Origin of the sequence: Klebsiella sp. w6, assembly GCF_033100215.1 — a bacterium.
GTDB classification, from domain to species: Bacteria; Pseudomonadota; Gammaproteobacteria; order Enterobacterales; family Enterobacteriaceae; genus Klebsiella; species Klebsiella variicola.
This window is the reverse complement of the sequence record NZ_CP136907.1, coordinates 3400362-3425513: the sequence shown is the minus strand read 5'-3', so window position 1 is coordinate 3425513 and position 25152 is coordinate 3400362. Positions and strand designations below refer to the sequence as shown.

Below are 25152 nucleotides of genomic sequence, written 5' to 3'. Positions count from 1 at the left end.
GCCTGAAAGGTGCCGCCGAAGCGGCACGTGAATCACCGTCTTTAACGCAGAATTAGTGCCACTGCCTGAAGCGACGGATGTAGAACGTTTTCATGCCCTGCGCCACGCAGCAGTAGGCGAGCAGGGTGCCGACCAGCCACGGGAAGTACTGCCACGGCAGCGCCTGCAGCCCAACCAACGGCCCGAGCGGAGAGAACGGCACGTAAATTCCAATAGCCATAATCAGACCGGTCATCATCAGTACCGGCCAGGCGGCGGTGCTCTGAATGAACGGAATTTTCTGGGTACGCAGCATGTGCACCACCAGCGTCTGCGACAGCAGGCCTTCAACGAACCAGCCGGACTGGAACAGGGTCTGCATGTGTTCGCTGTTAGCGCTGAACACAAACCACATCAGCGCAAAGGTCGTCATGTCAAAAATGGACGAGGTCGGGCCAATCCAGACCATAAAGCGGCCGATGTTTCTTGCATCCCACTTGCGCGGTTTGCTCAGGAACTCTTTGTCCGTTTTGTCCCACGGCAGCGCGAGCTGGGAGATGTCGTACATCAGGTTTTGCAGCAGCAACTGGATCGCGAGCATCGGCAGGAACGGAATGAACGCGCTGGCCACCAGTACCGAGAACACGTTGCCGAAGTTGGAGCTGGCGGTCATGTTCAGGTACTTCATAATGTTGCCAAAGGTCTCGCGGCCTTTGATGACGCCTTCTTCCAGCACCATCAGGCTCTTTTCCAGCAAGATGATGTCGGCCGATTCCTTGGCGATATCGGTGCCACTGTCGACCGAGATACCCACGTCGGCATCGCGCAGAGCAGGGGCATCGTTAATGCCGTCACCGAGAAAGCCCACCGTATGACCGTTGGCCTGCAGCGCCTTCAGCACGCGTGATTTCTGCAGCGGCGTTAGCTTGGCGAACACCGTGCGCTCTTCCACCAACTGCTGCAGGGCCGTGTCGCTCAACGCCTCAATCTGCGGGCCGAGTACCGGTTCGCCTGGCTCCAGTCCCACCTGGCGGCAAATCCGCGTAGTGACAATCGCGTTATCGCCGGTCAGCACTTTGACTGCGACGCCAATATCCATCAGGGCAGCAATCGCCGGACCCGCGCTCTCCTTAGGTGGATCGAGGAAGGTGAGGAAGCCGCGGATAATCAGATCGTGCTCATCAGCGGTGCTGTACAGTCTTTTCGCTTCGGCTTTCGGAATGTCGCGCGTAGCGACCACCAGAACGCGGAAGCCGTCTTTGTTGTAGTCGTTCGCCATCGCCAGCATGGCGTCACGGCGCTGATCGTCGAGGGGGATAACCTTGCCATTCTCTTCCATGTGGGTGGCGATGCTCAGCATCTCCTCCACGGCGCCTTTGCACACCAGCAGATGATTGCTCTGGCTGTCTTTCACCACAATCGACAGGCGACGGCGCACGAAGTCGAACGGCATCTCATCGACTTTGCTGTACCCCTGAGGTTGCACAAAGCCCGACTCATTTTCAGAGAAGTAAATGACCGCCTGATCCATCAAGTTTTTGATGCCGCTTTGATAGTGGCTGTTGAGCCAGGCCAGCGCCAGCACGGACTGATTTTTCTGACCGTGCGTGTCGACGTGGTGCTCAAGGATGATTTTATCCTGCGTCAGGGTGCCGGTTTTGTCGGTGCACAGCACGTCCATCGCGCCCAGGTTCTGAATCGCGTTAAGGCGCTTAACCACGACTTTACGCTTCGCCATGGCCACCGCGCCCTTGGCGAGGTTGGCGCTGACGATCATTGGCAGCATTTCTGGCGTCAGGCCTACGGCGACGGCCAGAGCAAACAGCAGGGCATCCCACCATTCGCCCTTCATCAGGCCGTTAATCAGGAACACCACCGGCACCATCACTAGCATAAAGCGGATCAACAGCCAGCTGACGCTGTTCACCCCGCGGTCAAACGCCGTTTGCGCCCGGGTGCCGACAATCGCTTTTGCCAGTGAGCCAAAGTAGGTCCTTGGCCCGGTCGCCACCACGACCGCCTGAGCGGTGCCGCTGACAACGTTGGTCCCCATGAAGCAGATGTTAGGCATATCCAACAGATTTTCGTTGTCAACCGCCTTGTCGTGCGCGGATTTCTGCGCCACGTCGCCGAGGGTGTCGTACTTCTCAATCGGCAGCGCTTCGCCGGTCAGGACGGCCTGACTGATAAACAGGTCGCGTGATTCGATCAAACGGACGTCGGCCGGGATCATGTCGCCCGCATAGAGCTGCACGATATCGCCCACCACCAGCTCGCGCATCGGGATTTCACGTGGCGTTCCTTTTTGCCCAGCGTGTTCGCGACGAACGACCGTCGCGGTGGTGCGAACCATCGCTTTCAGCGCTTCGGCCGATTTGGCCGAGCGGTGTTCCTGCCAGAAGCGCACCAGTCCGCTGAGGGCAACCATGGTGCCGATGATTATCACCGTCGTCAGGTCGCCGTCTTCGCCATGGCTGGTGGGCAGCCAGTAGTCGGTGAAGAAGCTGATCCCGGCGAGAATGGCGAGCACATAAATAAACGGGTTGTTAAACGCCATCAGCAGCTGGATCAGCGCGTGCGGTGGCTTGTCATGAGTCACTTCGTTCAGGCCATCCCGCTCCAGCCGGGCATTTGCCTGGGCTTCCTGCAGCCCTTCCCGGGTAGTGTTGAGGTTGACCAGGGTTTCTGCGATACCGTTTTGGGCTTCCTGGGCGGCACGCATAGACAGCGTGCTTTTTTTATTTCGGTTCTTGATTTGTACCGTCATGGTGCTGCTCCTGTCGCCGGGCGGCAGCAGGCTTTTTACGGTAAGACCCGGATTAAGGGCGGCCGAAAATAGCCCGATGTCGCATCAGCGATCGGTTTTAATTAATTTCGCACAGGGCTTCCCGCTGTTTATTATTAAAAATAAACAGGCGTGAAGTTTATATTTTGTTTTATTTGGACGTGATTATTCCTGCCGATGTACAAGTATGAATACATCAGTGAATAAACAGGTACCAGCAGTGACTTAACTCAGCGTGACGCACGAAAACGGGCTGCGGCATAGCGCGCAGACACGGCCTACGGCGTAACGGCTGAATCAGGCGACGAAGGGGCGACTTTGTGGGTCTTCGCCATCAGAGAAGCGGCAACGACGCTCCAGCTGGCCGGTGACAGGACTGACGCGCCAGTTAGTAATGCGTTGATTCAACTCGATGATTTTCGAAGAGAATATAGAGCTTTGCTGTTTTTTTCGCGCAGACGACGCCCGATCGCGGGGCGGCCGGACACGCAGCGTTGATGTCATGGTTTTGACACCAGGAAAAAGGGTAGATTTGAAGTTCATAACACACCTCGGGACCGTGAAAACTCTGGGCGAGGTGGGACAACACGAGAGCATCAGGCTCCGGCGAGACACACCAAAACGAAGAAGTGATCACAATCGATTTTATGTTTACTTGTCCGAATAACCGTTAAGGCCATATTCGGACCGCTACTAAATTCAGTATCCATTAGTCTCTTATGTCAGATTAGGAAAGGCCACAACTTAGGCCCATGAAATCTACCCATAGCCAATGTTATTGTCAACCCATTCATATCAATTTAAATCTTCGTTTATATTTTGTGTAGAAACATCAAATCGTAGATTTAATCATTGGTGTTTTTCGGACGGTCGTAAAAAGGAAAAATAGCGGTCAGTGCGTTCAATTGTGGACCACCCTCGGCGCTGCGTCAGATAACGCGCTTTATCCCTGCACCGCAGCCGGAAAAACCGCCGCCAGCCATTCAATAAAGACGCGGAGCCGGGGCGGCACGTGCCGGTGCCGGGCATAGACGACGTGAAAGGGATAGGGGGCCGGGCGCCAGGCGGCGAGGATCTCCACCAGCTTGCCACTTGCCAGCGCGGGTTTTAGCGAATAGGTAAAGGTTTGCACAATGCCTAAGCCCGCCTCGCCGGCGGCAATATGCGCGTTGCTCTCATTGATGCCGAGATGGGGCTCTGTCTTGAGCTCGGTACTGACGCCGTGACGCGTAAAGCGAAACGGAAACGCTCTGCCGCTGGCCGGCGACAGATAGCTGATGAGCTGGTGGCCATGATGGAGTTCATCCGGCGAGGCGGGCGTGCCGCAGCGCTGAAGATAGCCAGGGGTGGCGCAGGTGACCAGCGTCGCCTCGCCGATTTTACGGGCGATCAGCGTCGAGTCATCCATCGGCCCGCCGCGGATGGCGCAGTCAATATTGCCGCTGATGAGGTCCGCGGGTTTATCGGCCACCTGCAAATCGATACGGATATCCGGCCAGGCGGTCATAAAGTCCGCCAGCAGCGGGATCAGCACATCGCACGCGGTCGACCCACCGATGGCGATCCGTAGATGGCCCTTCGGCTTATTGTGGGCGGTATTGAAGGAGGCGTCGATCTCTTCCAGGTCTTCCAGCAGGCAGCGAGCTTTTTCATAGTACTCCCGTCCTTCCGGCGTCACGGTAATACGCCGGGTGGTGCGCTGCAGGAGGGAAACCCCCAGGTGCGCTTCCAGTTGCTTGATGGTTTTGCTGAGCGTGGCGTTGGGCATATCCAGCGAGTCCGCGGCGCGGGTAAAGCTGCCGGCTTCGACAACGCGGGTGAAGGCTTTGAGGGCTGAAAATCGGTCCATTATTCGCAGTATCCTGGTTAGCGGGCGTCCATTATCCACGGAGGGGAAAAGTGTTTTTCAGATTAGGCCATTTTTCCGCCTCTTTGAGGCGATTACAGTGCTTTCCATACCCGGCGGGGCGCTTTCGCGAGCCTGGCCTGTTTATACTCTAACCAAGGAAATGCACCATGAGCAAAAAACTTGCGGATAAAGTGGCGTTAGTGACCGGCGGCAGCACCGGGATTGGCCTGGCGTCGGCGAAAGCGCTGGCGGAGCAGGGCGCGAAGGTGTATATCACCGGCCGCCGACAGGAGGAGCTGGATGCGGCGGTAAGATTCATCGGGCCCGCCGCCCGCGGGATCCGCGCCGACGCCGCCGTGTTAAGCGACCTTGACGCGGTATTTGCGACTATTGCCGACGAGTCCGGCCGCCTGGATGTGCTGTTCGCCAATGCTGGCGGCGGGGATATGCTGCCGCTCAGCGCCATCACCGAGGCGCACGTCGAGCGGATTTTCGCCACCAACGTGCGCGGGGTGGTGTTCACCGTCCAGAAAGCGCTGCCGCTGCTCACCGACGGCGCCTCGGTGATTTTGACCGGCTCTACGGCGGCAGTCAAAGGGACGGCGAACTTCAGCATCTATAGCGCCAGTAAAGCTGCGGTACGCAGCCTGGCGCGCTCCTGGGCGCTGGAGGTGAACGATCGCGGGATCCGCATCAATGTCGTCAGCCCGGGGCCGGTGCGTACCCCGGGTCTGGGAGGACTGGTTGCGGAGGCGGACCGTCAGGGCTTGTTCGACGCCCTGGCCGCCAGCGTACCGCTCGGGCGGCTGGGCGAGCCGGAGGAGATTGGCAGGGCGGTGGTATTTTTAGCGTCTGACGAGTCGAGCTTTATTAACGCCGCAGAGATCTATGTCGACGGTGGAATGGCGCAAATCTAAGCACAGTCTGTCGCCAGGCGAGCCGCCCCGGCGGATGCCGGGGGGCTCGTGGTTATGGCGATCGCTTACTCACCGCTCGGGTGGGCAGCTTATTGCGCGCCCAGCTGTTTCATCAGCGTCAGGTTATCTTCAATATGCCAGTTGGCGGCAATTTTACCGCCGCTGATCTGATAGATATCGGTGGCGATAAAATCGATATTTTGTCCCTTACCCTTCCGGGTGCCGAAGGTCCCGGTAAAGTGGCCATGAAAATGTAAGTGTGAGACCACCCGGTCACCGGCCACAATCATTTGTTCGACATCACAGCGTAAATCCGGCACCGCCTGACGAAACGCTCTGGAGGCGAGGATCGCGCCTTCCGGCCCTTGCCGACGCCCTTCCGGGGGCGTTTTATCGATAAAATTCCCCGCCAGCGCCGCCCGGGCCAGCGCTTCATCACCGGTATTCCAGAACGTGGCGTATTGCCTGGCGACATATTCATTGGCGACGCGTGTGGCAGGGGGAAGGCCGTTGTCAACGATGAGCTGGGCTGGCTTCAGCAAACCCTGCGGGGCTGAAAACGCGGAGCCGGATATCCCGGCAAGCAGCAGCGCTGTGGCGCAGCGCCGCAGCGCGATGCCGCGTCTGGCCTGCGCGCAGACAACAGCGAAACTACGGCTGGCAGGTAACATTTTGCGGGTCATTTTCACTCTTTAAGCTCCGTATAGAAGGGATAGTCGGTATAGCCCACCTCTGTCCCGCCAAACAGCGTGGCGGGATCGCTGACGGTCGCCAGCGGCCAGCGGTGCTGAAGCCGCTGCGGCAGGTCAGGATTAGCAATAAACGGCCGGCCGAAAGCCACCAGGTCGGCGAAACCGGCGGTGAGGATACGTTCCGCCTTTTGCTGATCGTAATTGCCGGCCACGATCAGGGTGCCGCTGAAGGTCGCGCGCAGCGTGTCACGAAAGTGCTGGGGAACGGCTGGCGCATCGTCCCAGTCCGCCTCCGCCAGGTGGATAAAGGCGATACCCTGCTGTTCGCACCAGGCCGCCAGGGCAAGGATGGCGTCGATCACCTGCGGGTCGTTCATCCCGCGCTGGGTAATGAAGGGGGAAAGGCGGATGCCCGTCCGCTCGCGGCCAATGACGTCGCCGATGGCGGTCAGCACCTCCTGGGCAAAACGGATCCGGTTGCTCAGGCTACCGCCGTACTCATCAGTACGCTGGTTGGCGGTACGCCGCAGGAACTGGTCGATCAGATAGCCATTGCCGCCGTGCACTTCCACGCCGTCAAATCCCGCCGCTATCGCATTGCGCGCCGCCTGACGGTAATCGGCGACAATACGCTGAATATCCGATCGGGAGAGCGCCCGCGGCGGTGGGCAGTCCACCATCTGGCCCCGGCCTTGCTCATCCACCACCCAGACCTGGGCGTCCGGCGCCAGCGCCGACGGGGCCACGGGTTGCCCATCCGCATGAAAACGAGCGTGCGACATCCGCCCCACGTGCCAGAGCTGAGAAAAGATAACGCCGCCAGCCTGGTGAACGGCCCCGGTCGTCAGCTGCCAGCCGGCAATCTGCTCAGCGGAATGCAGGCCAGGCGTCCAGGAGTATCCCTGTCCCTCAGGAGAGATTTGCGTCGCCTCCGTGACGATCAATCCGGCGCTGGCGCGCTGGCGGTAATATTCCGCCATCAGCGCGGAGGGGATATTTCCGGGCTGCAGGGCGCGCGCCCGGGTCATGGGAGCCATGACGATGCGGTTTTTCAACGGCAGCGTGCCGATGCGGTAACGATCGAAAAGTGAGAGCCTGTTCATACGGGTGTCCCTTGCGAGTGGAATGAAAATCACTTTACAGTCGGGATCTGAATTTGATAATTAGGCTAAAAACAGATTCACTTTTCAGGAAATACGAAAAATGGGCAAGCTGGAAGATATGGCGCTGCTGGTGGCTGTCGCCGAGGCGGGGGGACTCTCCGCCGCCGGCAGACGGTTATCGCTCTCACCGGCCACCATGACGGCCCGCCTGAAGGCGATGGAGGAGCGCTACCAGACCCGCCTGTTCCATCGTTCCACGCGCGCGATCACCCTGACCAGGGCGGGGGAAGATTTTTATCATGCCGCGCGGCGCGTACTGGAGGAGGCCCGTCACGCCGAATCGTTGCTGACGCAAAAGGAAGGGGTGCTGAGCGGCAATATTCGTCTTTCCGCCCCCTCCGACTTTGGCCGACAGTATCTTAGCCCGGCCATCGTCGACTTTTCCCGCCGTCACCCGGAGGTCACGTTTTCCGTGTTCTTAGGGGAGCGCGTGGAGGATCTGGTCGCCAACCGGCTGGATATGAGCATTCGCGTCGGTAACCTGCCAGACAGTAGTTTGGCGATCCGCCATATCCGCCCCAACCACCGGGTGCTGGTGGCTTCGGAGGCTTATCTTGCTACCCACGGAACGCCTGCCTCCCTCGACGAGTTGCACCATCACCGCTGTCTGGCGCTGGAGCGGCACGGTGTGGTGATGAATGAATGGCGCTTCGAGGAGGCGGGAAAGGAGCGCGTGGTGCGGGTGACGCCGGCGATGGTCTGCGACGATGGGGCACTGCTGCGGCAGTGGGCGCTCAGCGGGGCGGGGATCGCCGGTAAATCATGGTGGGATGTGAAGAGGGATGTCGAGGAGGGACGGCTTCAGGTGCTGTTTGCCGAGCGCTTCACCGGATTCAGCCCCTTAGACCGCAAGGAGGTTGGGCTGCAGTTTGTCTTTCCCCAGCGAAAGCTGCAGCCGCCGCAGGTGTCGGCGTTTATGACGTTTTTTATCGACTGGCTGGGGGAGTCATCCCCCTCCAGCGCGAGGCGAAGGTGAGCAGAACATGACCTCAGCGCATCTGGCTGAGGATAATACGATCGAAAAGACGGTCGCCCAGCCAGACACGCATCCGGATAAGCAGTTTGGCATACTTACCGACGGCATAACGGGGGCGTGGATTTGAGGCCTTCACCGCGACCAGGACCGCCTCGGCGATCGTCTGCGGGTCGCTGCCGGTGCCATGGCCGTACGTTTTTTGGATCGACAGGGCGACCCCTCTTACCAACTGACCATACGGTCCTGTGGCCGAACGTTTGACAATACTTTCACTGGCCGCATCGCCGAAGCCGGTTTCAATCACTCCAGGTTCGATGATAACCACCTTGATGCCGAAGTCGGCAACTTCCAGCCGCAGGCAGTCTGACCACCCCTCAAGTGCATGTTTGGTGGCGTGGTACCATGCGCCGAGGACGCTATACATCTTCCCGCCCATGGAAGAGATATTGACAATATATCCGCGACGGCGGGCGCGCATCGCGGGAAGCAGTAGTTGCGTGAGATGCGCCGCGCCGAAGAGATTGACCTCAAACTGGTAGCGAGCCTCATCGATACCGATCTCTTCGACCGGGCCATACAGGCCAAAACCGGCATTATTGACCAGTACATCGACCCCTCCGGTCTGAGACAGAATGGTGTTCACGACCGCCAACCGATCGTCCTGTCGTGAGAGATCCATCTGCAGGCATTGGGCCCCTAGCGAAGCCAGATCGTCCATTTTCCCGAGCTGCCGGGCAGCAACGTAAACCTGGTAACCCTCCTGGATAAGACGACGGGCAATGGCTTTCCCCATCCCTGACGATGCGCCGGTGACCAGCGCGGTTTTCTTTTCCTGAATAAACATAAGCACCTCGGCAAGTAGACTGCGCTGAGTGTGCCTGCTGTCAGGCGCGGTGTCGCTGGCACGGTGCGCCACAATACTGGCAAAGCGCGCCATGACGCGCGCTTAGTTGAGGCGCATCATGTCTCTGAGGGTTTCTGGCGTCTGGCCGGTCCACGCCATAAAAGCCCGATAGAAGGAATTCGGATCTTCAAAACCGAGCAGAAAGGCGATCTCATAACCGGAAAGCGTGGTATTGAGAAGATAGTGGCGAGCCAGCGCTTCGCGACAAGCGTGAACAAGGGCGCGATAATTCTCTCCCTCCTGCTCCAGCCTGCGCTGCAGGGTGCGTTTGCTCATTCCCAGACGTTGCGCCGTATTGTCGATAGAGGCGTCGTTGCCCGGCAGAAGCTCCAGCAGGACTGCATGAACACGTTCAGCCGTTGAGGCCTGATCGCTAAGCTGGCTGAGACGACGCTGCAGCTCCGGCTCAAAGACCTGCCACATACCTTCGTTCACCGTCAAAAAGGGCCGCAGGGCATCAGCGGCGGCAAAGCTGATGGTCGCCCGCTTTCCATGCTGTATGGTTGTGCCGAAGAAGGCTGAAAAGTGGTGGGTCTGCTGGCGGGTGAGGGGCTTTGAGAGCGTTACTTTCACGGCCTGAACCGGTTCGCGGGTGGCCAGTCGGTTCAGACGAAGTAAAAATGCCAGCTCTGCCACTTCCAGAGAGGCAGGGATTTCTGTTGCTCCCAGCCAGCGCGGAGACACTGTCAGCGTGCCGTTCTGCACGACCGTCGTCTCCAGCACCATGGGGGCAATAAGCAGTTTATACTTGGCCAGCCGCTGGACCGCCTGCATCATGTGGGTACTACACAAGGCGGCGAACAGCGGGGGATCAAACACTTCCGCAGAGACCCTTTCTACAAAGGGCAAAGGAAAGGCCTGATCGTCGCTTTCTTTTTCCAGCACGCGCCAGAAACGCAGATACTCATCGGTAGTCAGACCGCGATTGATGTCTGAAGAAAAGGTGTCGTCCGGCAAACCGGCCTGGCGGAGGAGATGTTCAGGCTCCATCCCTGCGTCTTTGAGCAGCGCTCGCCAACGGAGATTGAGAGAAAAAGTGCGGTTGCGTGCCATGGTGAAATTTCCAGCAGTGAACAGGGCTTTGATGTGCAACGCCCCCTGATAAGAGCATACCTTTTCCCACCCGCCAGTGACATTCCTCTTGCGCCATATTTGAAGTAAAGCACGCCAGCAATGAGAAGGGGGAACGGATGTGACCCGCGGGGTCGTTAGCCACCTATAGAGTCTTGATCTCAAATATGATTAGATAGCTTTCACTTAAAACCAGTAAGTAGCTGCCATGAATCTCAGGGAAAAAATCATTAATGAATTCGGCGGGTTGTCGCCCGAGCTGCAACGCGCCGCCGAGTTCTCACTGCAAAATGCCAGCCAACTGGTGGTGTTATCGATGCGTGCCTTCGCGGCGGAAGCCGGGGTAAAACCGGCGACGCTGCTGCGTCTGGCGCAGCGGCTGGGTTACCGCGGCTGGAGCGAGCTGAAAAGCGATTTCATTGACGACCTGGGGCTGCGCAATGATACGTACGTATCAAAAGCGGAAAAAATGATGGCCCGCGGCACGCAAACGCAGCTGTATAAAGAGGTTTTTCAGGCGCATCAGGCGAATCTGACCTTTACGCAAAACGAAAATGCGCAGGAGATGGAGCAGGCGGTGACCTTGCTCGATAGCGCGGAGAATGTCTATATCTGCGGATTCCGCGCCAGCTTTCCAATCGCGTGGTCGCTGTTTTATGTCTATCGACTGTTCAACCGGCAGGTATCGTTAATCGATGGCCTGGCCAGCAATATCGAAGTTTTCACCCGCGAACTGACCAACCGGGATTGCGTCTTACTCACCAGCTTTGCGCCCTATTCACGCGAATCACTGGATGTTTTACGGGCAGCCCGGCAGGCAGGGGCGAAGATCCTCGCCATTACCGACTCGCCGGTTTCCCCCTTAGCGCAGGCGGCAGACTGCACGCTGCTGTTTTCCATCGACAGTCCGTCATTTTTCCCTTCCGTGGTCTCCGGCATGGGGCTGGCGGAGTGTTTACTGGCGATGCTGGTGGTGCGCCACGGCCGGGAGGCGGTGAGTAAAATTGAAAGTGCCGAACGCTATCTTATCGATTCTGGCGTCTATGTGATCCCCGGTAAATCCTGATAAATGATTCAAATGTATCTGGTATAAGAATTATGGATGCATTTATATCTTTATTTCGTTGACGTGATCCAAATGGATCCTGCAAGATACGCTCAATTAATGTAGCGGATTCAGGAGCAGAACCCAGTATGAGTCATGTCATTCACCGCAGCCTGCGTAGCACGCCGATCGTGGCCTCACGTGCCCAGGGGGCCTATATCTTTGATGCCCAGGGAAAGCCGTATCTTGATGCCTGCGGCGGGGCGGCGGTTTCCTGCCTCGGACACGCACACCCTGATGTGCTGGCGGCGATGCACCGCCAGATCGATCAGCTGGCCTATGCGCATACCAGTTTTTTTACCAGTGATGTCGTGGAACAGCTGGCCGAACATCTCACCCGCACGGCACCCGGCGAGCTTAACTATGCCTACTTTGTCTCGGGCGGATCCGAAGCAATAGAGACGGCGCTGAAGATAGCGCGGCAGTACTTTGTGGAGATCGGCCAGCCATCGCGCACCCGATTTATCGCCCGTAAACAGAGCTATCACGGCAATACGCTGGGCGCGCTGGCGGTGGGCGGTAACGAATGGCGCCGTCGCCAGTTTGCCCCCTTATTAATGGATGTTATCCGCGTCTCAGCCTGCAATGAGTACCGCGATCGCCGGGCTGACGAGACCCAGCAACAGTATACCGAACGTCTGCTTAATGAGCTGGAGCAAGCCATCCTTGAGGCCGGCCCGGAAACGATTATCGGTTTCTGTGCGGAAACCGTGGTGGGGGCGACGACGGGGGCCACGCCGCCGACGCCGGGCTATCTGAAGGGGGTGCGCCGCCTGTGCGATAAATACGGCATCCTGTATATCGCCGATGAGGTGATGTGCGGTATGGGGCGTACCGGGACGCTGCACGCGTTTGAACAAGACGACGTGGTGCCTGATTTAGTAACCATCGCCAAGGGACTCGGCGGGGGTTATCAGCCGATTGGGGCGGTACTGGCGAGTGAGACCATTGTTTCCGCGCTGAAGGCGGGCAGCGGGTTGTTCCAGCATGGCCACACTTACATTTGTCATGCTACCGCCGCGTCGGCAGCTCTGGCGGTGCAGCAGGTGATTGCGCGCGATAATTTACTGGCTGCCGTCAAACAGCAGGGCGCCTATCTGCAACAGGCCCTGCGCGAGGTGCTGGGTGAGTTACCGCATGTCGGCGATACGCGCGGACGCGGCCTGTTTGCCGGCGTCGAGCTGGTGCGCGATAAAGACAACAAAACCCCGTTCGATCCTGCCCTGAAGCTGCATGCTGCGATCAAAGCAAATTGTATGGCGCGTGGGTTGATGGTCTACCCCATGGGCGGCACGATCGATGGTCAGTATGGCGATCACATCCTGATCGCGCCGCCGTTTATCATCACCCCGGCGCAGATCGACTTTGTGGTCGATACGCTGAACAGCGTGATCCGCGAAGAGACGGGAAAATTATGATCAATCGTTTACCGCCCCTGGCGGAACAGGAATGGGACGAGCGGCAACGTCAGTTAGCGGAAGAGATCATCAATGGGCCGCGCGGCGCCTTACTGCCGCCTTTTGAGCCGCTGCTGCGTAGTCCCGAGCTGATGGCGCATGCCCAGCGTATGGGGGAGTATTTACGTTATCGCAGCGCGCTGGGTCAGCGTCTTTCTGAACTGGCGATTTTGCTGACAGCACGGCACTGGTCACAGCCGGTAGAGTGGGCGATCCATGCGCCAATAGCACGTGAGAAGGGCATCTCTGCCGCGGCGGTGCGGGCGATTAAGCAACGGCGCCCGCCAGACGATCTCCGGCCCGATGAGCAGGTGATCTATGACTTCTGTCAGCAACTGCATCAGCAGCAAAAGGTGAGTGATAGCACCTGGCAACAAGCCGTTGATTTATGGGGTGAGAAGGGCGTGGTAGATCTGATTGGGATAAACGGTTATTACAGTTTTCTCTCCATGGTGATGAACAGCGCCCAGACGCCCGTACCGGATACCACCGACTCTCTATTTTCTGAATAAATTAGCCTTTTCATTCGGGCGCATAATAATGCGCCCTGCATATCAAGTGTTGTTATTGGTTCTTCCGGCGATATATATCGCAGGCTGATATTCGTTGCATGCCATTTCATTGACGCTGAGGGTAATTATGACTGGACTATTTAATAAATTAAAACTGACGCTGGCTTTGGTTATTTGTTCAGCCAGTTTTGTGACAGCAGCCCAGGACAAAATAACGGTGGGCGTGGATACCGCCTTTGTCCCTTTTGAATTTAAACAAGGTGATAAATATGTCGGCTTTGATATCGATTTGTGGGATGCTATCGCAAAGAAAATGCATATCAGCTACGAATTAAGGCCGATGGATTTCGGCGGCCTCATCCCCGGGCTGCAGTCGCGTAATCTGGACGTGGCGATGGCCGGCATAACCATTACCGATGCGCGTAAACAGGTCGTGGATTTCAGTGATGGGTATTATAATGCCGACCTGTTAATAGCCGTGAAAAGTACTGATAATTCCATTGCCAAATTCAGTGATTTGACCGGGAAAAAAGTTGGCCTTAAGCAGGGGACGGCGGCGGCCAGCTTTATGAAAAGCAAATATAAAGCGAATTATATCGAGTTCCCGAACATCGATAACGCCTACCTTGATCTGCAGGCCGGCAATCTCGATGCCGTCGTTCACGATTCGCCAAATGTCCTTTACTACGTGAAGACGGCGGGTAATGGCAAGGTCAAATCCACCGGGGAGACGGACAGCATTCTGCCACAGCAATATGGCTTTGCGATGCAGAAAAACAGCAGCCTGACGCCAAAAGTGAACCAGGCTCTACAGGCCCTGCGTGCCGATGGTACCTACGACAAGATTTACGTAAAGTGGTTTGCTAAACAGCCGAAATAACCCTGCCAGGTCGGAGCGATCCGACCTCATTTCTTCTTGACGGGTAGAATGATGAATTTTGACAGTCGCTATATTTGGGATGCTTTACCGCTGCTGATGCAGGGCTTGCAGCTGACGCTGATTATCTCTTTGTCCGGTTTGTTAGGTGGGTTAATCATTGGCTTGCTGGCGGGAACCTGCCGCGCATTAGGCGGGACAATATCAAAAACGGTATCGCTGGTGTTTGTGGAATTAATCCGCGGAACGCCGATCATGGTGCAGGTGATGTTTATCTACTTCGCCCTGCCGATGGTGTTGCCGGTGCGTATTGACCCGGTTCCTGCCGCTATTATCACCATTGTGATTAACTCCGGCGCTTATATAGCGGAGATCACCCGGGGCGCGATTCTGTCGATCAATAAAGGTTTTAAAGAAGCCAGCCTGGCGATGGGGTTATCGCCACGCAGCACCCTATTACATGTCATTATGCCGCTGGCTTTTCGGCGAATGATCCCGGCATTAGGCAATCAGTGGATTATCAGTATAAAAGATACCTCGCTATTTATTGTGATTGGCGTGGCAGAATTAACCCGCCAGGGACAAGAGATTATTGCCGGTAACTTTCGGGCACTGGAGGTTTGGACGGCGGTGGCGATGATTTATCTGTTTTTGACATTGTGCCTGAGCTTCCTGCTGAAACAACTTGAGAAAAGGATCCATATTTTATGAGCATGGTTGAATTTAGCGCGGTAGCGAAAAACTTCGGCGCCACTCAGGTGCTGCACGATATCAATTTAAAGATTGAAGCGGGCGAGGTGGTGGTGATCATTGGCCCGTCCGGCTCGGGAAAATCGACCCTGTTGCGCTGCATTAACAAGCTGGAGGAGATCTCTTCGGGAACGCTGCTGGTGGCGGGCATGCATATTACGGATCCGCACGCGAATGAGTGTGATATTCGCCGCGAAGCCGGTATGGTGTTTCAACAGTTTCATTTATTTCCGCATCTGACCGCCCTTGAGAATGTCATGTTTGGTCCGGTTCGCGTGCGTAAGCAGAGTAAGGCCGCGGCGCGGGAGCAGGCGCTGGCGTTGCTGGACCGCGTGGGTCTGCGCGAACGCGCCAACCACTATCCGGCAGAGCTCTCGGGGGGACAGCAGCAACGCGTGGCGATAGCTCGTGCCCTGGCGGTAAAACCCAAAATGATGTTATTTGATGAGCCAACATCCGCTCTCGATCCCGAACTGCGGCATGAGGTGTTAAAGGTCATGCGCTCGCTGGCCGAAGAGGGCATGACGATGGTGATTGTGACCCATGAGATTGGCTTTGCCAGAGAGGTGGCTTCCCGGTTGATCTTTATTGATGGCGGCACCATTGCCGAAGATGGTTCACCTGAGGTGCTGCTCACTGCCAGCAGCAATCCGCGTCTGCAAGAGTTTTTGCAACACGTATCCTGAACATAAGTGAATGATAAAAATATGAAAACAATCGCAATCCGTGGTTCCGCCTATGCGGTCGGTCAGCAGCTTGGCGCGTTTGGTCGTGAGGCCTGGCATACTAAAATCAGGCAAACAGCGCTGTGGCAAACCGTAACCGCCCTGAAAACGGCGGAGCAAACCCAGCGCATGCGCGCAGCCGTCCAGGCTCAGTGGCCGCAGATCTGGCAGGAGCTGGAGGGCATGGCGGAGGGGCTGCAGGCGCCGGTGGATGAGGTGTTTGCCTGGAACTGTCGCGGCGATCTGGTGCGTTCGACGTCGGATGGCTGCACTACCCTGGCGGGGATAAGCGCTGAGGGCGAGTTAATTATTGCGCATAATGAAGATGGCTTCCCGCAGCTGCGCGGTGACTGCGCCATCGTCCACGTGACACCGGATGTGGGCCTCGCCTTCACCAGCTTCGCCTACCCCGGCTCCCTGTGCGGGCACACCTTCGCGGTGAATGAGAAAGGGATAGTCAATACGGTCAACAATATTCGTGCTGTGCATCGTCCGGAGGGGATGCCGCGCCAGATACTGGCCCGCGCATCGCTGAATGCCACCACGTTAGATGAGGCCATTACCCTGCTGACCGCGACACCGCGCGCGGGCGCGTTTCACCACACACTGGGTCAAATGGGCGATAGCCGTCTGTTTAGCGTGGAAGCTACCGGCTCCGGCAGCTCAGTGCGCCAGCTGACCGCCACCTTTGGGCATGCTAACCATCTGATCCATCCCCAGCTTGCGACCATTGAACAGATCGTGACCGGGAGCTCCGGCTCACGCCAGCAGCGCCTGGACGTGTGGCTGGCGACGAACCCGTCGCTGGATGGGGTGACAGCGAAAGCGATGCTCTCCGACCAGCATGATCCGCTGTTACCGATTTACCGGCTGTCTGCGGAAGATCCGGATGACGAAAATACGCTGGCGACGGCCATTTTTACCCTGAGCGCGACCCGGGTCGCATGGCAGGTCTTCACCCTGGATCGTGAAAACGCGGTTTTGCAGGGCAGCCTTTAGCCGACTGAGGGCGCTTTCAGCAGGGCGATCAGCAGCGTACTGCACGCCATGATCCCCGCCGCCAGCCACACCATGCCTGACAAGCCCGCAGTGGCGATCAGCTGGCCGCCGACAAGCGCCCCGGTGCCGATGGCGGCATTAAAAATAGCCACGTAAATGGCTGACGCCGGCTGGGCGACCGCGCCTGCGCTGCGCAGCAGCCAGGTCTGTAAGCCGACGAACACGATCGCGATACCGGCGCCCCACAGGGCTAACAGCAGCCCGCTAAAACAGAAAGGCAGGGGCGCAAGCCGTCCGGTGCCGAGGAGCGCCAGCGCGCCTCCGCTCAGCAGCAGTGAAGCAAAAATCAGCCCCTTCAGATGACGGTCAATAAGCTTACCCGCGATAACGTTACCCACCAGCCCGGAAACCCCTGACAACAGCAGCAGGCCGGAGAGGGCGGTCGCCGGTACTCCCTGAAGTGTTATCAGCAGCGGTTCAACGTAGGTGAAGGCGGCAAAGTGAGCGGTAATGATGCAGGCCGTGGCGCCATACAGGCCGCAGAGCAGCGGATTACGGAAGATATCGCGATAAACACCCAGCCTGACGGGGGTGGACGCGGCCAGCGCGGGCAGCGTCGAGCATAGCACTGCCGCTGCGGCCAGTGACAGCAGGGCCACCGCCAAAAACGCGTGTCGCCAGCCCGCCAGGGTGGCGATAAAGCTCGCCAGCGGTACCCCCACAACGCTTGCCGCCGACACGCCGCCAAAAATGATTGCCGTAGCCAGCCCCAGCCGGTGTGGCGGGACCAGCTGCGCGGCGACGATGCCAATTAAGGCCCAGAAGGCGCCATGCGCCAGGGCGCCAATCATGCGGGCGCTCATCAGGGCGAACATGGAATAAGACCGGGTCGCGGCGAGGCAGGAAAGCGCCAGGGTCAGCATCAGCCCGACCAGCAGCGCCTTGCGTGAAATACGCGCCGGCATCGCGCCGGAAAGCAGGGCCGCCAGGGCGCCCACCCAGCCGTAGGCGGTGACGGCAAGCCCCATACCGGATTCCGTCTGGTGAAAATCCGCCGCCAGGGCGCTGAGCATGCCCACCGGCGCCAGTTCGCTGGTGACGATCGAAAAGGCGCAGATCCCGAGCGCAATGACGGCTATCCAGACGCGCGCCGGGGTTGGGTTAAGGGGTAAAGCAATCTCTTTCATGTCAGGCGTATCCTAAGAAGAGGGAAGTCGCGCATGGTGCACGGACGTTCAGGTGAGGAGAGAACCGGCGATCGGATGGCCAGTTTGTCTCCGCGAGTGGCGTGCAGTATCATCCCTGCGAAAACGATAAAAAAGAGCAGAAAACGGAGAACCGTTTTCCATAATTGGAAAGTAGATGACAGCAGAGTTTAACTGGGATGATGCGCGCATCTTCCTCGCCATCGCCCGGGCGGGAACGCTAAGCGGCGCCGCCGACAAGATGAACATGGGGATTGCCACGGTGTCCCGCAGGCTGGATCGGCTGGAACAGTCGCTGAAAGTCCCGCTTTTTAGCCGCCATCAGAGCGGCTATCGCCTGACCGACGATGGCGAAGCCCTGCTCGCGCGGGCGGAGGCGCTGGAATACGCAGGCCTGGCGTTCGGCGAGGCGGCGCAACTGCAGGGGCATGTCGCCGGGGTTGTCCGCCTGGCTACCTCGGATAACCTGGCCACGCACTTTATTCTGCCCTCCCTGAAAGGGCTCCTGGACCACTATCCTGACCTGCGGGTGGAGGTGCTGAGCGGCGTGCAGCCGGTGAACCTGCATCGTCGGGATGCCGATCTGGCGATCCGCATGGTCAAGCCTGACGCCGGGCATTTGACCTTAAAGCGGCTGGGGACGGTGGGGTTTGGCGTCTATGGCGCCGCCAGCTATCTGGCCGGTGCGGACGGCCTGTCGCTGAGCGAGGCGGACTTTGTGGGGTGGCCGGAGACTCACCAGCACCTGCCGGCCGCCCAATGGATCACGCGCACCCTGCGAGGACGACCGTGTAAAGTCGAAGCCAATACGCTCGTGGCCCAGGTTTCCGCGGTATCAGCGGGACTTGGACTGGGCGTCCTGCCGCACTTTATGGCGCGGGCCAACGGGCTGCAGTGCCTGCAGCCGGAGATCGGTGCGGATCAGACACTTTGGCTGGTGATGCATTCCGACCTGGCCGGGTCCAGACGCGTGCGGGTTATCGCCGACCATCTCATCACCCTCTTTGCGGACCATCAAGACCGGCTGGCGTTGCCCTGACGCTAACGCTCAGGGGATCACCCGCGCCGTTCTCAGCTGCGAAAACAGGCTGAAAAACATCTCGTCTGTGGCCTGCATCCGCTGGAAGCCAGCCCGGCGCAGTTTACTGCCATCGCCAAACATATCGTACTGCCAGCCGAACACGAAATCGGCAAACTGACCATCGCTCAGACGCAGAATGTCCGCTTCCACCAGCCGCTCTCCGGCCAGCTCGCGCCAGACGGCACGGTAGTCATTGAATAGCTGATGAAATGAGAGCCTGACGGGCGGGGCGCATTCCAGTTCAAACCACTGCGCGATGCGCGGCCACAGCTCGCACCAGCGCCAGATATCACCATTATTGACGTTGAAGGCCTCGTTTTCCCCCGCCGGTGAGGTGGCGGCCCACAGCGTGGCCTCCGCCAGCAGGTCGGCGTCAGTATGATCGACAATGCTGTGCCAGGTGGTTAACGTGCCGGGAAAGCGCAGCGGTAAGCCCAGGGCTTTGCACAGTGACGCATACAGCGCGATGCTCAACGCAAGATTCATGGCATTACCCGGCACCGGGCTGCCCACCACGCCGGGCCTGATAGCGCTCCAGTGCCAGGTTTTGCCTTGTTGAAAGTGGCGGAGCCACGCAAGTTGAGCGGCGTTAAATTCAGCCCCGGGTACGCCGGGGTCGCTTTCCCGCGCCGGGGTTTTAAAGGGGCCAAGATGGGCGCCATACACTTTATACCCCTGCATCAGGCTGACCGCCTGCAGCGGGGCGTTTTGTTCGACGTGGCTGACCAGATTACGCAGCATGCTAACGTTCGGCTCCACCATCTCGCTCCAGTTTCCGGCATTCATCCAGGCACTGTAAAAAATGTGGGTCACGGTGGACAGCGGCTGGAGCGCTTGCGCACTGTGCCGGGCATCGCGTAAATCGACGTGAATCATCGGGATCGCCCCCGGTTGCGACAGGGCGCGGTGGCTGAGGCCGATAACCTCCCATCCACGATGTAACAGGGTGTTGACCAGCTGGCGGCCAACGATGCCGCTGCTGCCAGCGACCAGTGCGACCTGAGAGGATGTCTTGTTCATGGTGTTTCTCCTGGGAAGGTGACCGACACAGTGTGCTAGATTATTTTTTTGCCACCTATCCCATGAAACGGATGACACTTATCAGCAGAATCATGAAATGAATAATAAGCTCACCGCCATCGCCACCTTTCTGCGCGTTGCCGAAGCCGGCTCATTTTCCGCAGCCGCCCGGCAGCTCGGGATGAAGCAATCTGCCGTCAGTCAGCAGATCGCCGCGCTCGAACAGGAGCTTGGCGTGGTGTTACTCCATCGTACGACGCGGGCCATGATGCTTACCGAGCAGGGGGAGCATTACCGGCGTGATATGCAGCGGGTGCTGAACGCCATGCAGGAGGCGGAAAGGCGGCTCAACCCGGCGGAGCCTCAGTTTCAGGGACGAGTGCATGTCCAGCTGCCAAGCGGTCTCGGCAGTCTTCTGCTGCCGCATCTGCTGGCGCTGCAGAAACAGTATCCTGAACTGCACCTGATGCTGTCGCTCGACGATCGGATCGCCGATCTGGTTACCGAAGGGGTGGATGTGGCGCTGCGTCTCGGCCATGAGCCGCCGCCATCCCATGCTGCGCGGGTTCTGGCGCGGATTGAAACGGCGCTCTTTGCGGCACCAGGTCATTACGCCGTCCAGTCCGTGGACGACCTGGCGGAGTATCCACACGTTCGGTTTAGCGGCATCCCGCTTGATGCTCCGCTGCGGATAATTTCCGCAGACGAGACGAGAGACGTGCAGGTGAAGACCGTTTTTCGGGCCAACACCAGCGATGCGCTGTTGCAGGCGCTGGAATCCGGTATCGGCATCGGAGGGATGCAGCGACCGCTGGCGGCCAGGGCACTCAGGGCTGGAAGGCTGGTGCCGATCCTGGCTGACTGGCGATTACCGGACCGTTTCCTGTATGCCGTCTATCCCGATGCCCGTTTTATTCCGCCGCGGGTCAGAAGCGTGATCGCCTTGATTGAGGCGCGACTGCCTGAGCTCGCTGTGGGGAGCTGAGGGTAAGGCGCTCCCCCATTCAGAACCGTGCGCGGTATCGTGCCGCTCCCCTGCAGGTGGTTTCTGATGTTAAGGTGAGACGTTTATCACCACAGGAGAACGCAAATGATTGTCAGGACCTGGCACGGCTGTGTGCCATTGCAACATGCCGAGGGGTTTGCCCGCCACCTTGAGCAGACCGGCGTGGATCACGCCCGGGGTATCCCCGGTAACAGAGGCGCGCTGGTGCGCCAGGAAAACCAGGGCGAATGGGCGCATTTTTTTCTCGCCACCTACTGGCAGGATCTTGCGGCGGTCAAAGCCTTCGCAGGCGAAGACTATCACGTCGCGGTCACTTATCCGGACGACGACGCATTCGAACTCCTCTCCGACCCCTACGTGTTTCAGCATGAAGTTGAGGCCGTGTCGCCACTGTAGGCTGATGACCGGGCAGGTGTAAGATCGGCCAGCAACAGACGGTTGCTGGCCGCGTGAGAGCGACGTCTACCTTGTATGGGCAGCCAGCCGCCGCTGGGTGAACGTGGCATGACGGGAACACTCAGCGCGTGAGGGCCGCGACAATGGAGGCCTCCATTTTCTCCGGCGTCGTCAACGGCGCAAAACGCGCGAGGGGTGTGCCGTCGCGAGCGATGAGGAACTTGGTGAAATTCCACTTGATCCGTCCGCCGAGCACGCCGGGCAACGCTTGTTTCAGATAACGAAACAGCGGGTGTGCGGCGGGGCCGTTGACGTCCACTTTCTCAAACATCGGGAAGCTCACGCCGTAGTTAACGTGACAGGTCTGCTCGATTTCATCCGCACCGCCGGGTTCCTGCTTACCAAACTGGTTGCACGGGAAACCAAGCACTACCAGCCCCTGAGCCGCGTACTTTTTGTAGAGCGCTTCCAGGCCAGCGTATTGCGGTGTGAAGCCACAATGGCTGGCCGTATTCACCACCAGAACCACCTTGCCAGCATAGTCAGACATTGAGAGGGGCTGGCCGCGCAGGCGGGTAGCCGTCAATTGATAAAAAGGGGTCATAGCAGGCTCCTGAGAGTAGAAACAGTTCAACGCTGACGATCGCGCGAATGTTTGAAGCAGATTAGGCAGTTATGATACACAGGGTTAGGGATTTGTACCTGGAGTGTTAAAAAAACGCCAGATGTCATAGAGAAAATCGCAAACAGGAACGGCTGAAAATGATGAAATATGTCTTATCGCTGGTGGTGGTAGCGATACTCGCAGGATGTACCAGCACGCCAAACTTGCCGCCTCGGGATACCATTGTGGCGATGAAACCCACAGAGTCCGGTATTGTCGCCAGCTCAGCGAAATACAGTTACCGCTTTGTCCGTGACGGTGTGCCTCAGGAATATCAGCGTTATAAGACCTTTTATGAACGCTTTCATCAACAGGCTTCCGGCGTGCGGGTTAACTTTGTCGTGGAACAACATGAGGTGACGGCGGAATATCTGGTGGTGATGGATCAGCGCAAACTGGATGCCGGGCAGCATAGCGAGCTGGTGAATCAGTATCATGCGGTGCAAATTGATAACGATCGCCTCGGGGTGTTGTTTAAAGCGACAGGATTTTGGACTGCATCGGACGCGTCAGATCTGGCCGCCGCCTACCAGTTAGCGCACCCCGTTGTGGTATCAATCAATGATAAGACCAAAACGATTAGCTCGCTTGGCGCCGTCGCCATGGCCCCGTTGTTTCCATTTTACATGATGTATGGATGTGCCATCGGGCCTTGTGTCTGAGGATCATCATGGCCGCTGAAACGGCCTGGCTGGCAGGAGTTCCGCAGATTATCATGTCGATGTTTATCGCCTAACCGGGGGAATAGTGCTGTCGTATCCCCCTGGATTATTCTGCTTAGACGCCACGCAATGCGAGAGGAACTGATGTTGTCACCTTTTCTCCATCTGAGAGACTACAGAAACAGCCGCTATTCATTGCTATGGCTGAAGTAACGTTCATCTAACCACAATTTTGTCTGGCTCTGTTATTGCGAGAATTTTATCTACACACGCTGTTGCTGATAACATGGCGGTATCCAGCTGTAGATGTTCTCTGTCCCATGGTTCATAGTCCCGGTGTTGTACTTGCACCCAGTCAGGAGGAGTTAACCTTGGGATATCTGATTTTCTGTTCTCCACCCGATAACGGTGCTGTTCTTTATCCGAACAGATTATTTCAATCTCCAGGAAGGGAACATTCAATGATATCGCTATATCGCGGAAAGTATTTCGCACCAGAATAATATCATTCACCGAATCGGTGACAACAGTAGAACCTAACTGAAGGTTTTCTCGCGTCAATTCGTAGAGTACAAAATAGCCTTCCGGGCCAATTTTTTGGTTCTGTTCAGAGACAGAACGAATTGCCTGCTCAACCGTATCTACCCGCAGATATACCGCACTGATTTTTTTTGATAACATTTTTGCAATAGTACTTTTACCAGTACCAGGTAACCCGCTGAAAATAAATAACATAATTTATCCGGTTGATGAGACGAACTAATGTTGTGCTGTCTTTTCGATAGACCCTGTTTATTCTGCATATCTGGGAAGGTATGTATAGATGGAATTAATATGTGATTTCAGAAACACCACAGCATTTAATCCACAGAACATGGCGGGCGTAACTAAAGCGATCATTTTTGATAGCCCAGATTAAAGCGGAAGCAGCATTTTGGCTGTACAAACGGCAGTGATTAGCCCCACAATGATATTCACCCCAGTGATTCATCGAGAAATAAAAGCGTCTTAATCGCAGGGGAAATCAGCCAGGAAGTTATACTAACTGGCTGATTTTATTTAATTAAGCTTCACTTTTAGATGACTGCTTGTGAAACAGTTCGCGGAATACCGGGTAGATATCTTCCTGGTCGCGGATATGCTGCATGGCGAAATTATCAAAGGTCGCCTGCAGATGTTCATACTCACGCCACAGGGTTTGATGCGCCCGGCGGGTAATTTCGATGTAGCTGTAATAACGCACCACCGGCAGAATTTTCTTCGCCAGCAGTTCGTGGCACAGCGGGGAGTCATCGGCCCAGTTGTCGCCATCCGACGCCTGGGCGGCGTAGATGTTCCACTGCGCCGGGTCATAACGGGCCTGCACCACTTCATCCATCAGCTTCAGGGCGCTGGAGACGATGGTGCCGCCGGTTTCCTGAGAATAGAAAAATTCGTGTTCATCCACCTCTTTTGCCTGGGTATGGTGGCGGATATAGACCACATCGACGTTTTTATAGGTCCGGCTGAGGAACAGATACAGCAGGATATAAAAGCGCTTGGCCATGTCTTTGGTGGCCTGGTCCATCGAGCCTGAGACGTCCATCAGGCAGAACATCACTGCCTGGCTGGAGGGCTCCGGCCGTTTTTCATAATTTTTGTAGCGCAAGTCAAAGGTGTCGATAAACGGCACCCGTTCAATTTTGGCGCGCAGCTCAGCAATCTCTTTGCGCAGGCGTTCCTCCTCCAGCAGCTGCACCGGTTCGCTGCGGCTGATGGTCTCCAGATCCTCCTCCAGGGCGCGCAGTTCACGGCGCTTGCCAGCGGTCATCGCCGTACGCCGGGCCAGCGAGTTCTGCAGCGAACGCACCACGCTGATGTTGGCTGGCACCCCATTCGAGGTAAAGCCCGCGCGATGGGTTTTAAACTCGTTCAACTGCCGGTGCTGATTCTTCTTCAGGTTCGGCAGGGCGAGATCTTCAAATAACAGATCCAGGTACTCATCTTTCGAAATCTGGAAGACAAACTCATCCTTCCCTTCGCCGTCGGCGCTGGCTTGCCCCTGACCGCCGCCACCGCCGCCGCCACCGCCCTGCGGGCGCTCAATCCGGTCGTTTTGCACAAAATGATCGTTGCCCGGGTGGACGCGGTTGCGCAGGCCGCCGCGACCCTGATGAAACATCGGCTCGTTGATATCGTCCGTCGGGATCGAGACGGATTCTCCGCTCTCAATATCGGTGACCGAGCGCTTGTTGATAGCCTCGGAAATCGACTGTTTAATCTGCGCCTTATAACGGCGCAAAAAGCGCTGGCGATTGACGGCGCTTTTGTTTTTCCCGTTCAGGCGTCGGTCTATGAACCAGGTCATATGCCCTCCT

At 57.5% G+C, this 25152-nt stretch carries 25 protein-coding genes; 13 read left to right on the top strand and 12 right to left on the bottom strand.

Annotation, left to right across the window (positions count from 1 at the left end):
* Nucleotides 1–52 precede the first annotated feature (52 nt).
* From mgtA to R0140_RS16955, 3 genes are all read right to left on the bottom strand, one after another.
* Nucleotides 53–2746 carry a magnesium-translocating P-type ATPase gene (gene mgtA, locus R0140_RS16965; protein WP_012542116.1) on the bottom strand — a complete coding sequence of 898 codons (2694 nt, stop codon included), beginning with the start codon at nucleotides 2744–2746 and terminating at the stop codon, nucleotides 53–55.
* Between the two features lie 315 nt (nucleotides 2747–3061).
* Complete coding sequence (locus tag R0140_RS16960) at nucleotides 3062–3307, bottom strand: hypothetical protein (protein WP_071983285.1); 246 nt, start codon at nucleotides 3305–3307, stop codon at nucleotides 3062–3064.
* A gap of 400 nt (nucleotides 3308–3707) precedes the next feature.
* Complete coding sequence (locus tag R0140_RS16955) at nucleotides 3708–4613, bottom strand: LysR family transcriptional regulator (protein ID WP_012542113.1); 906 nt, start codon at nucleotides 4611–4613, stop codon at nucleotides 3708–3710.
* Between the two features lie 167 nt (nucleotides 4614–4780).
* Between R0140_RS16955 and R0140_RS16950 the strand changes: the two genes are divergently transcribed.
* Entirely contained in the window at nucleotides 4781–5530 is a 750-nt protein-coding gene (locus R0140_RS16950) for an SDR family oxidoreductase (protein ID WP_023339971.1), read from the top strand.
* Nucleotides 5531–5619: 89 nt separating this feature from the next.
* On the opposite strand, the gene R0140_RS16945 is transcribed toward R0140_RS16950, so the two are convergent.
* Both R0140_RS16945 and R0140_RS16940 read right to left on the bottom strand, forming a co-directional pair.
* Complete coding sequence (locus R0140_RS16945) at nucleotides 5620–6213, bottom strand: ester cyclase (protein ID WP_023297418.1); 594 nt, start codon at nucleotides 6211–6213, stop codon at nucleotides 5620–5622.
* A 2-nt stretch (nucleotides 6214–6215) separates the two neighbouring features.
* Complete coding sequence (locus R0140_RS16940) at nucleotides 6216–7325, bottom strand: alkene reductase (protein WP_049139534.1); 1110 nt, start codon at nucleotides 7323–7325, stop codon at nucleotides 6216–6218.
* A 100-nt stretch (nucleotides 7326–7425) separates the two neighbouring features.
* On the opposite strand from R0140_RS16940, the gene R0140_RS16935 reads away from it, so the two are divergent.
* Nucleotides 7426–8361: a LysR family transcriptional regulator gene (locus R0140_RS16935; RefSeq protein WP_032739602.1), complete on the top strand. Its 936-nt coding sequence runs from the start codon at nucleotides 7426–7428 to the stop codon at nucleotides 8359–8361.
* Nucleotides 8362–8374: 13 nt separating this feature from the next.
* Here R0140_RS16935 and R0140_RS16930 read toward each other — a convergent pair whose 3' ends face one another.
* On the bottom strand, nucleotides 8375–9205 hold the full coding sequence (locus R0140_RS16930; RefSeq protein WP_032739978.1) for an oxidoreductase: 831 nt from the start codon (nucleotides 9203–9205) through the stop codon (nucleotides 8375–8377).
* 102 nt (nucleotides 9206–9307) lie between these two features.
* Nucleotides 9308–10318 (bottom strand): AraC family transcriptional regulator, encoded by a 1011-nt coding sequence (locus tag R0140_RS16925; RefSeq protein WP_032739604.1) that lies wholly within the window; start codon nucleotides 10316–10318, stop codon nucleotides 9308–9310.
* A 226-nt stretch (nucleotides 10319–10544) separates the two neighbouring features.
* On the opposite strand from R0140_RS16925, the gene R0140_RS16920 reads away from it, so the two are divergent.
* The 7 genes from R0140_RS16920 (at nucleotide 10545) to R0140_RS16890 (ending at nucleotide 16761) form a co-directional block, all read left to right on the top strand.
* Complete coding sequence (locus R0140_RS16920; protein ID WP_008807647.1) at nucleotides 10545–11402, top strand: MurR/RpiR family transcriptional regulator; 858 nt, start codon at nucleotides 10545–10547, stop codon at nucleotides 11400–11402.
* Nucleotides 11403–11530: 128 nt separating this feature from the next.
* A complete protein-coding gene (locus tag R0140_RS16915) occupies nucleotides 11531–12859 on the top strand; it encodes an aspartate aminotransferase family protein (protein WP_032739607.1) in 1329 nt (442 codons plus the stop codon).
* Nucleotides 12856–13410, top strand: coding sequence for a carboxymuconolactone decarboxylase family protein (locus R0140_RS16910; protein ID WP_012968484.1), 555 nt, complete (start codon nucleotides 12856–12858; stop codon nucleotides 13408–13410). Before R0140_RS16915 ends, R0140_RS16910 begins: the two co-directional genes overlap by 4 nt.
* Before the next feature lie 127 nt (nucleotides 13411–13537).
* Complete coding sequence (glnH, locus tag R0140_RS16905) at nucleotides 13538–14290, top strand: glutamine ABC transporter substrate-binding protein GlnH (protein WP_008807644.1); 753 nt, start codon at nucleotides 13538–13540, stop codon at nucleotides 14288–14290.
* Between the two features lie 51 nt (nucleotides 14291–14341).
* Nucleotides 14342–14998, top strand: a complete 657-nt coding sequence (glnP, locus tag R0140_RS16900) for a glutamine ABC transporter permease GlnP (protein ID WP_012542106.1) — start codon at nucleotides 14342–14344, stop codon at nucleotides 14996–14998.
* A gap of 2 nt (nucleotides 14999–15000) precedes the next feature.
* Nucleotides 15001–15723, top strand: coding sequence for a glutamine ABC transporter ATP-binding protein GlnQ (gene glnQ, locus R0140_RS16895; RefSeq protein WP_012542105.1), 723 nt, complete (start codon nucleotides 15001–15003; stop codon nucleotides 15721–15723).
* Nucleotides 15724–15744: 21 nt separating this feature from the next.
* A complete protein-coding gene (locus tag R0140_RS16890; protein WP_032739979.1) occupies nucleotides 15745–16761 on the top strand; it encodes an acyl-CoA--6-aminopenicillanic acid acyl-transferase in 1017 nt (338 codons plus the stop codon).
* Here the strand turns inward: R0140_RS16890 and R0140_RS16885 are convergent.
* Nucleotides 16758–17948: an MFS transporter gene (locus R0140_RS16885; RefSeq protein WP_012968482.1), complete on the bottom strand. Its 1191-nt coding sequence runs from the start codon at nucleotides 17946–17948 to the stop codon at nucleotides 16758–16760. The genes R0140_RS16890 and R0140_RS16885 overlap by 4 nt on opposite strands.
* A gap of 175 nt (nucleotides 17949–18123) precedes the next feature.
* On the opposite strand from R0140_RS16885, the gene R0140_RS16880 reads away from it, so the two are divergent.
* The gene (locus tag R0140_RS16880) at nucleotides 18124–19005 is read left to right on the top strand and encodes a LysR family transcriptional regulator (RefSeq protein ID WP_032739609.1); all 882 of its coding nucleotides are present in this window, start codon (nucleotides 18124–18126) and stop codon (nucleotides 19003–19005) included.
* Nucleotides 19006–19014: 9 nt separating this feature from the next.
* On the opposite strand, the gene R0140_RS16875 is transcribed toward R0140_RS16880, so the two are convergent.
* Nucleotides 19015–20067, bottom strand: coding sequence for an SDR family oxidoreductase (locus tag R0140_RS16875; RefSeq protein WP_023322408.1), 1053 nt, complete (start codon nucleotides 20065–20067; stop codon nucleotides 19015–19017).
* A 97-nt stretch (nucleotides 20068–20164) separates the two neighbouring features.
* Here R0140_RS16875 and R0140_RS16870 point away from each other — a divergent pair, with 97 nt between their 5' ends.
* Nucleotides 20165–21052 (top strand): LysR family transcriptional regulator, encoded by an 888-nt coding sequence (locus R0140_RS16870; protein ID WP_044613717.1) that lies wholly within the window; start codon nucleotides 20165–20167, stop codon nucleotides 21050–21052.
* A 105-nt stretch (nucleotides 21053–21157) separates the two neighbouring features.
* A complete protein-coding gene (locus tag R0140_RS16865; protein ID WP_012968478.1) occupies nucleotides 21158–21469 on the top strand; it encodes a hypothetical protein in 312 nt (103 codons plus the stop codon).
* Nucleotides 21470–21590: 121 nt separating this feature from the next.
* On the opposite strand, the gene R0140_RS16860 is transcribed toward R0140_RS16865, so the two are convergent.
* The gene (locus R0140_RS16860; RefSeq protein ID WP_012968477.1) at nucleotides 21591–22073 is read right to left on the bottom strand and encodes a glutathione peroxidase; all 483 of its coding nucleotides are present in this window, start codon (nucleotides 22071–22073) and stop codon (nucleotides 21591–21593) included.
* A gap of 158 nt (nucleotides 22074–22231) precedes the next feature.
* Between R0140_RS16860 and R0140_RS16855 the strand changes: the two genes are divergently transcribed.
* Complete coding sequence (locus R0140_RS16855) at nucleotides 22232–22795, top strand: hypothetical protein (protein ID WP_008807634.1); 564 nt, start codon at nucleotides 22232–22234, stop codon at nucleotides 22793–22795.
* Nucleotides 22796–23011: 216 nt separating this feature from the next.
* Here R0140_RS16855 and R0140_RS16850 read toward each other — a convergent pair whose 3' ends face one another.
* Both R0140_RS16850 and R0140_RS16845 read right to left on the bottom strand, forming a co-directional pair.
* The gene (locus R0140_RS16850; RefSeq protein ID WP_032739612.1) at nucleotides 23012–23530 is read right to left on the bottom strand and encodes a P-loop nucleotide/nucleoside kinase family protein; all 519 of its coding nucleotides are present in this window, start codon (nucleotides 23528–23530) and stop codon (nucleotides 23012–23014) included.
* Nucleotides 23531–23858: 328 nt separating this feature from the next.
* Nucleotides 23859–25142, bottom strand: coding sequence for a YeaH/YhbH family protein (locus R0140_RS16845; RefSeq protein WP_012968476.1), 1284 nt, complete (start codon nucleotides 25140–25142; stop codon nucleotides 23859–23861).
* Between the last annotated feature and the right edge of the window lie 10 nt (nucleotides 25143–25152).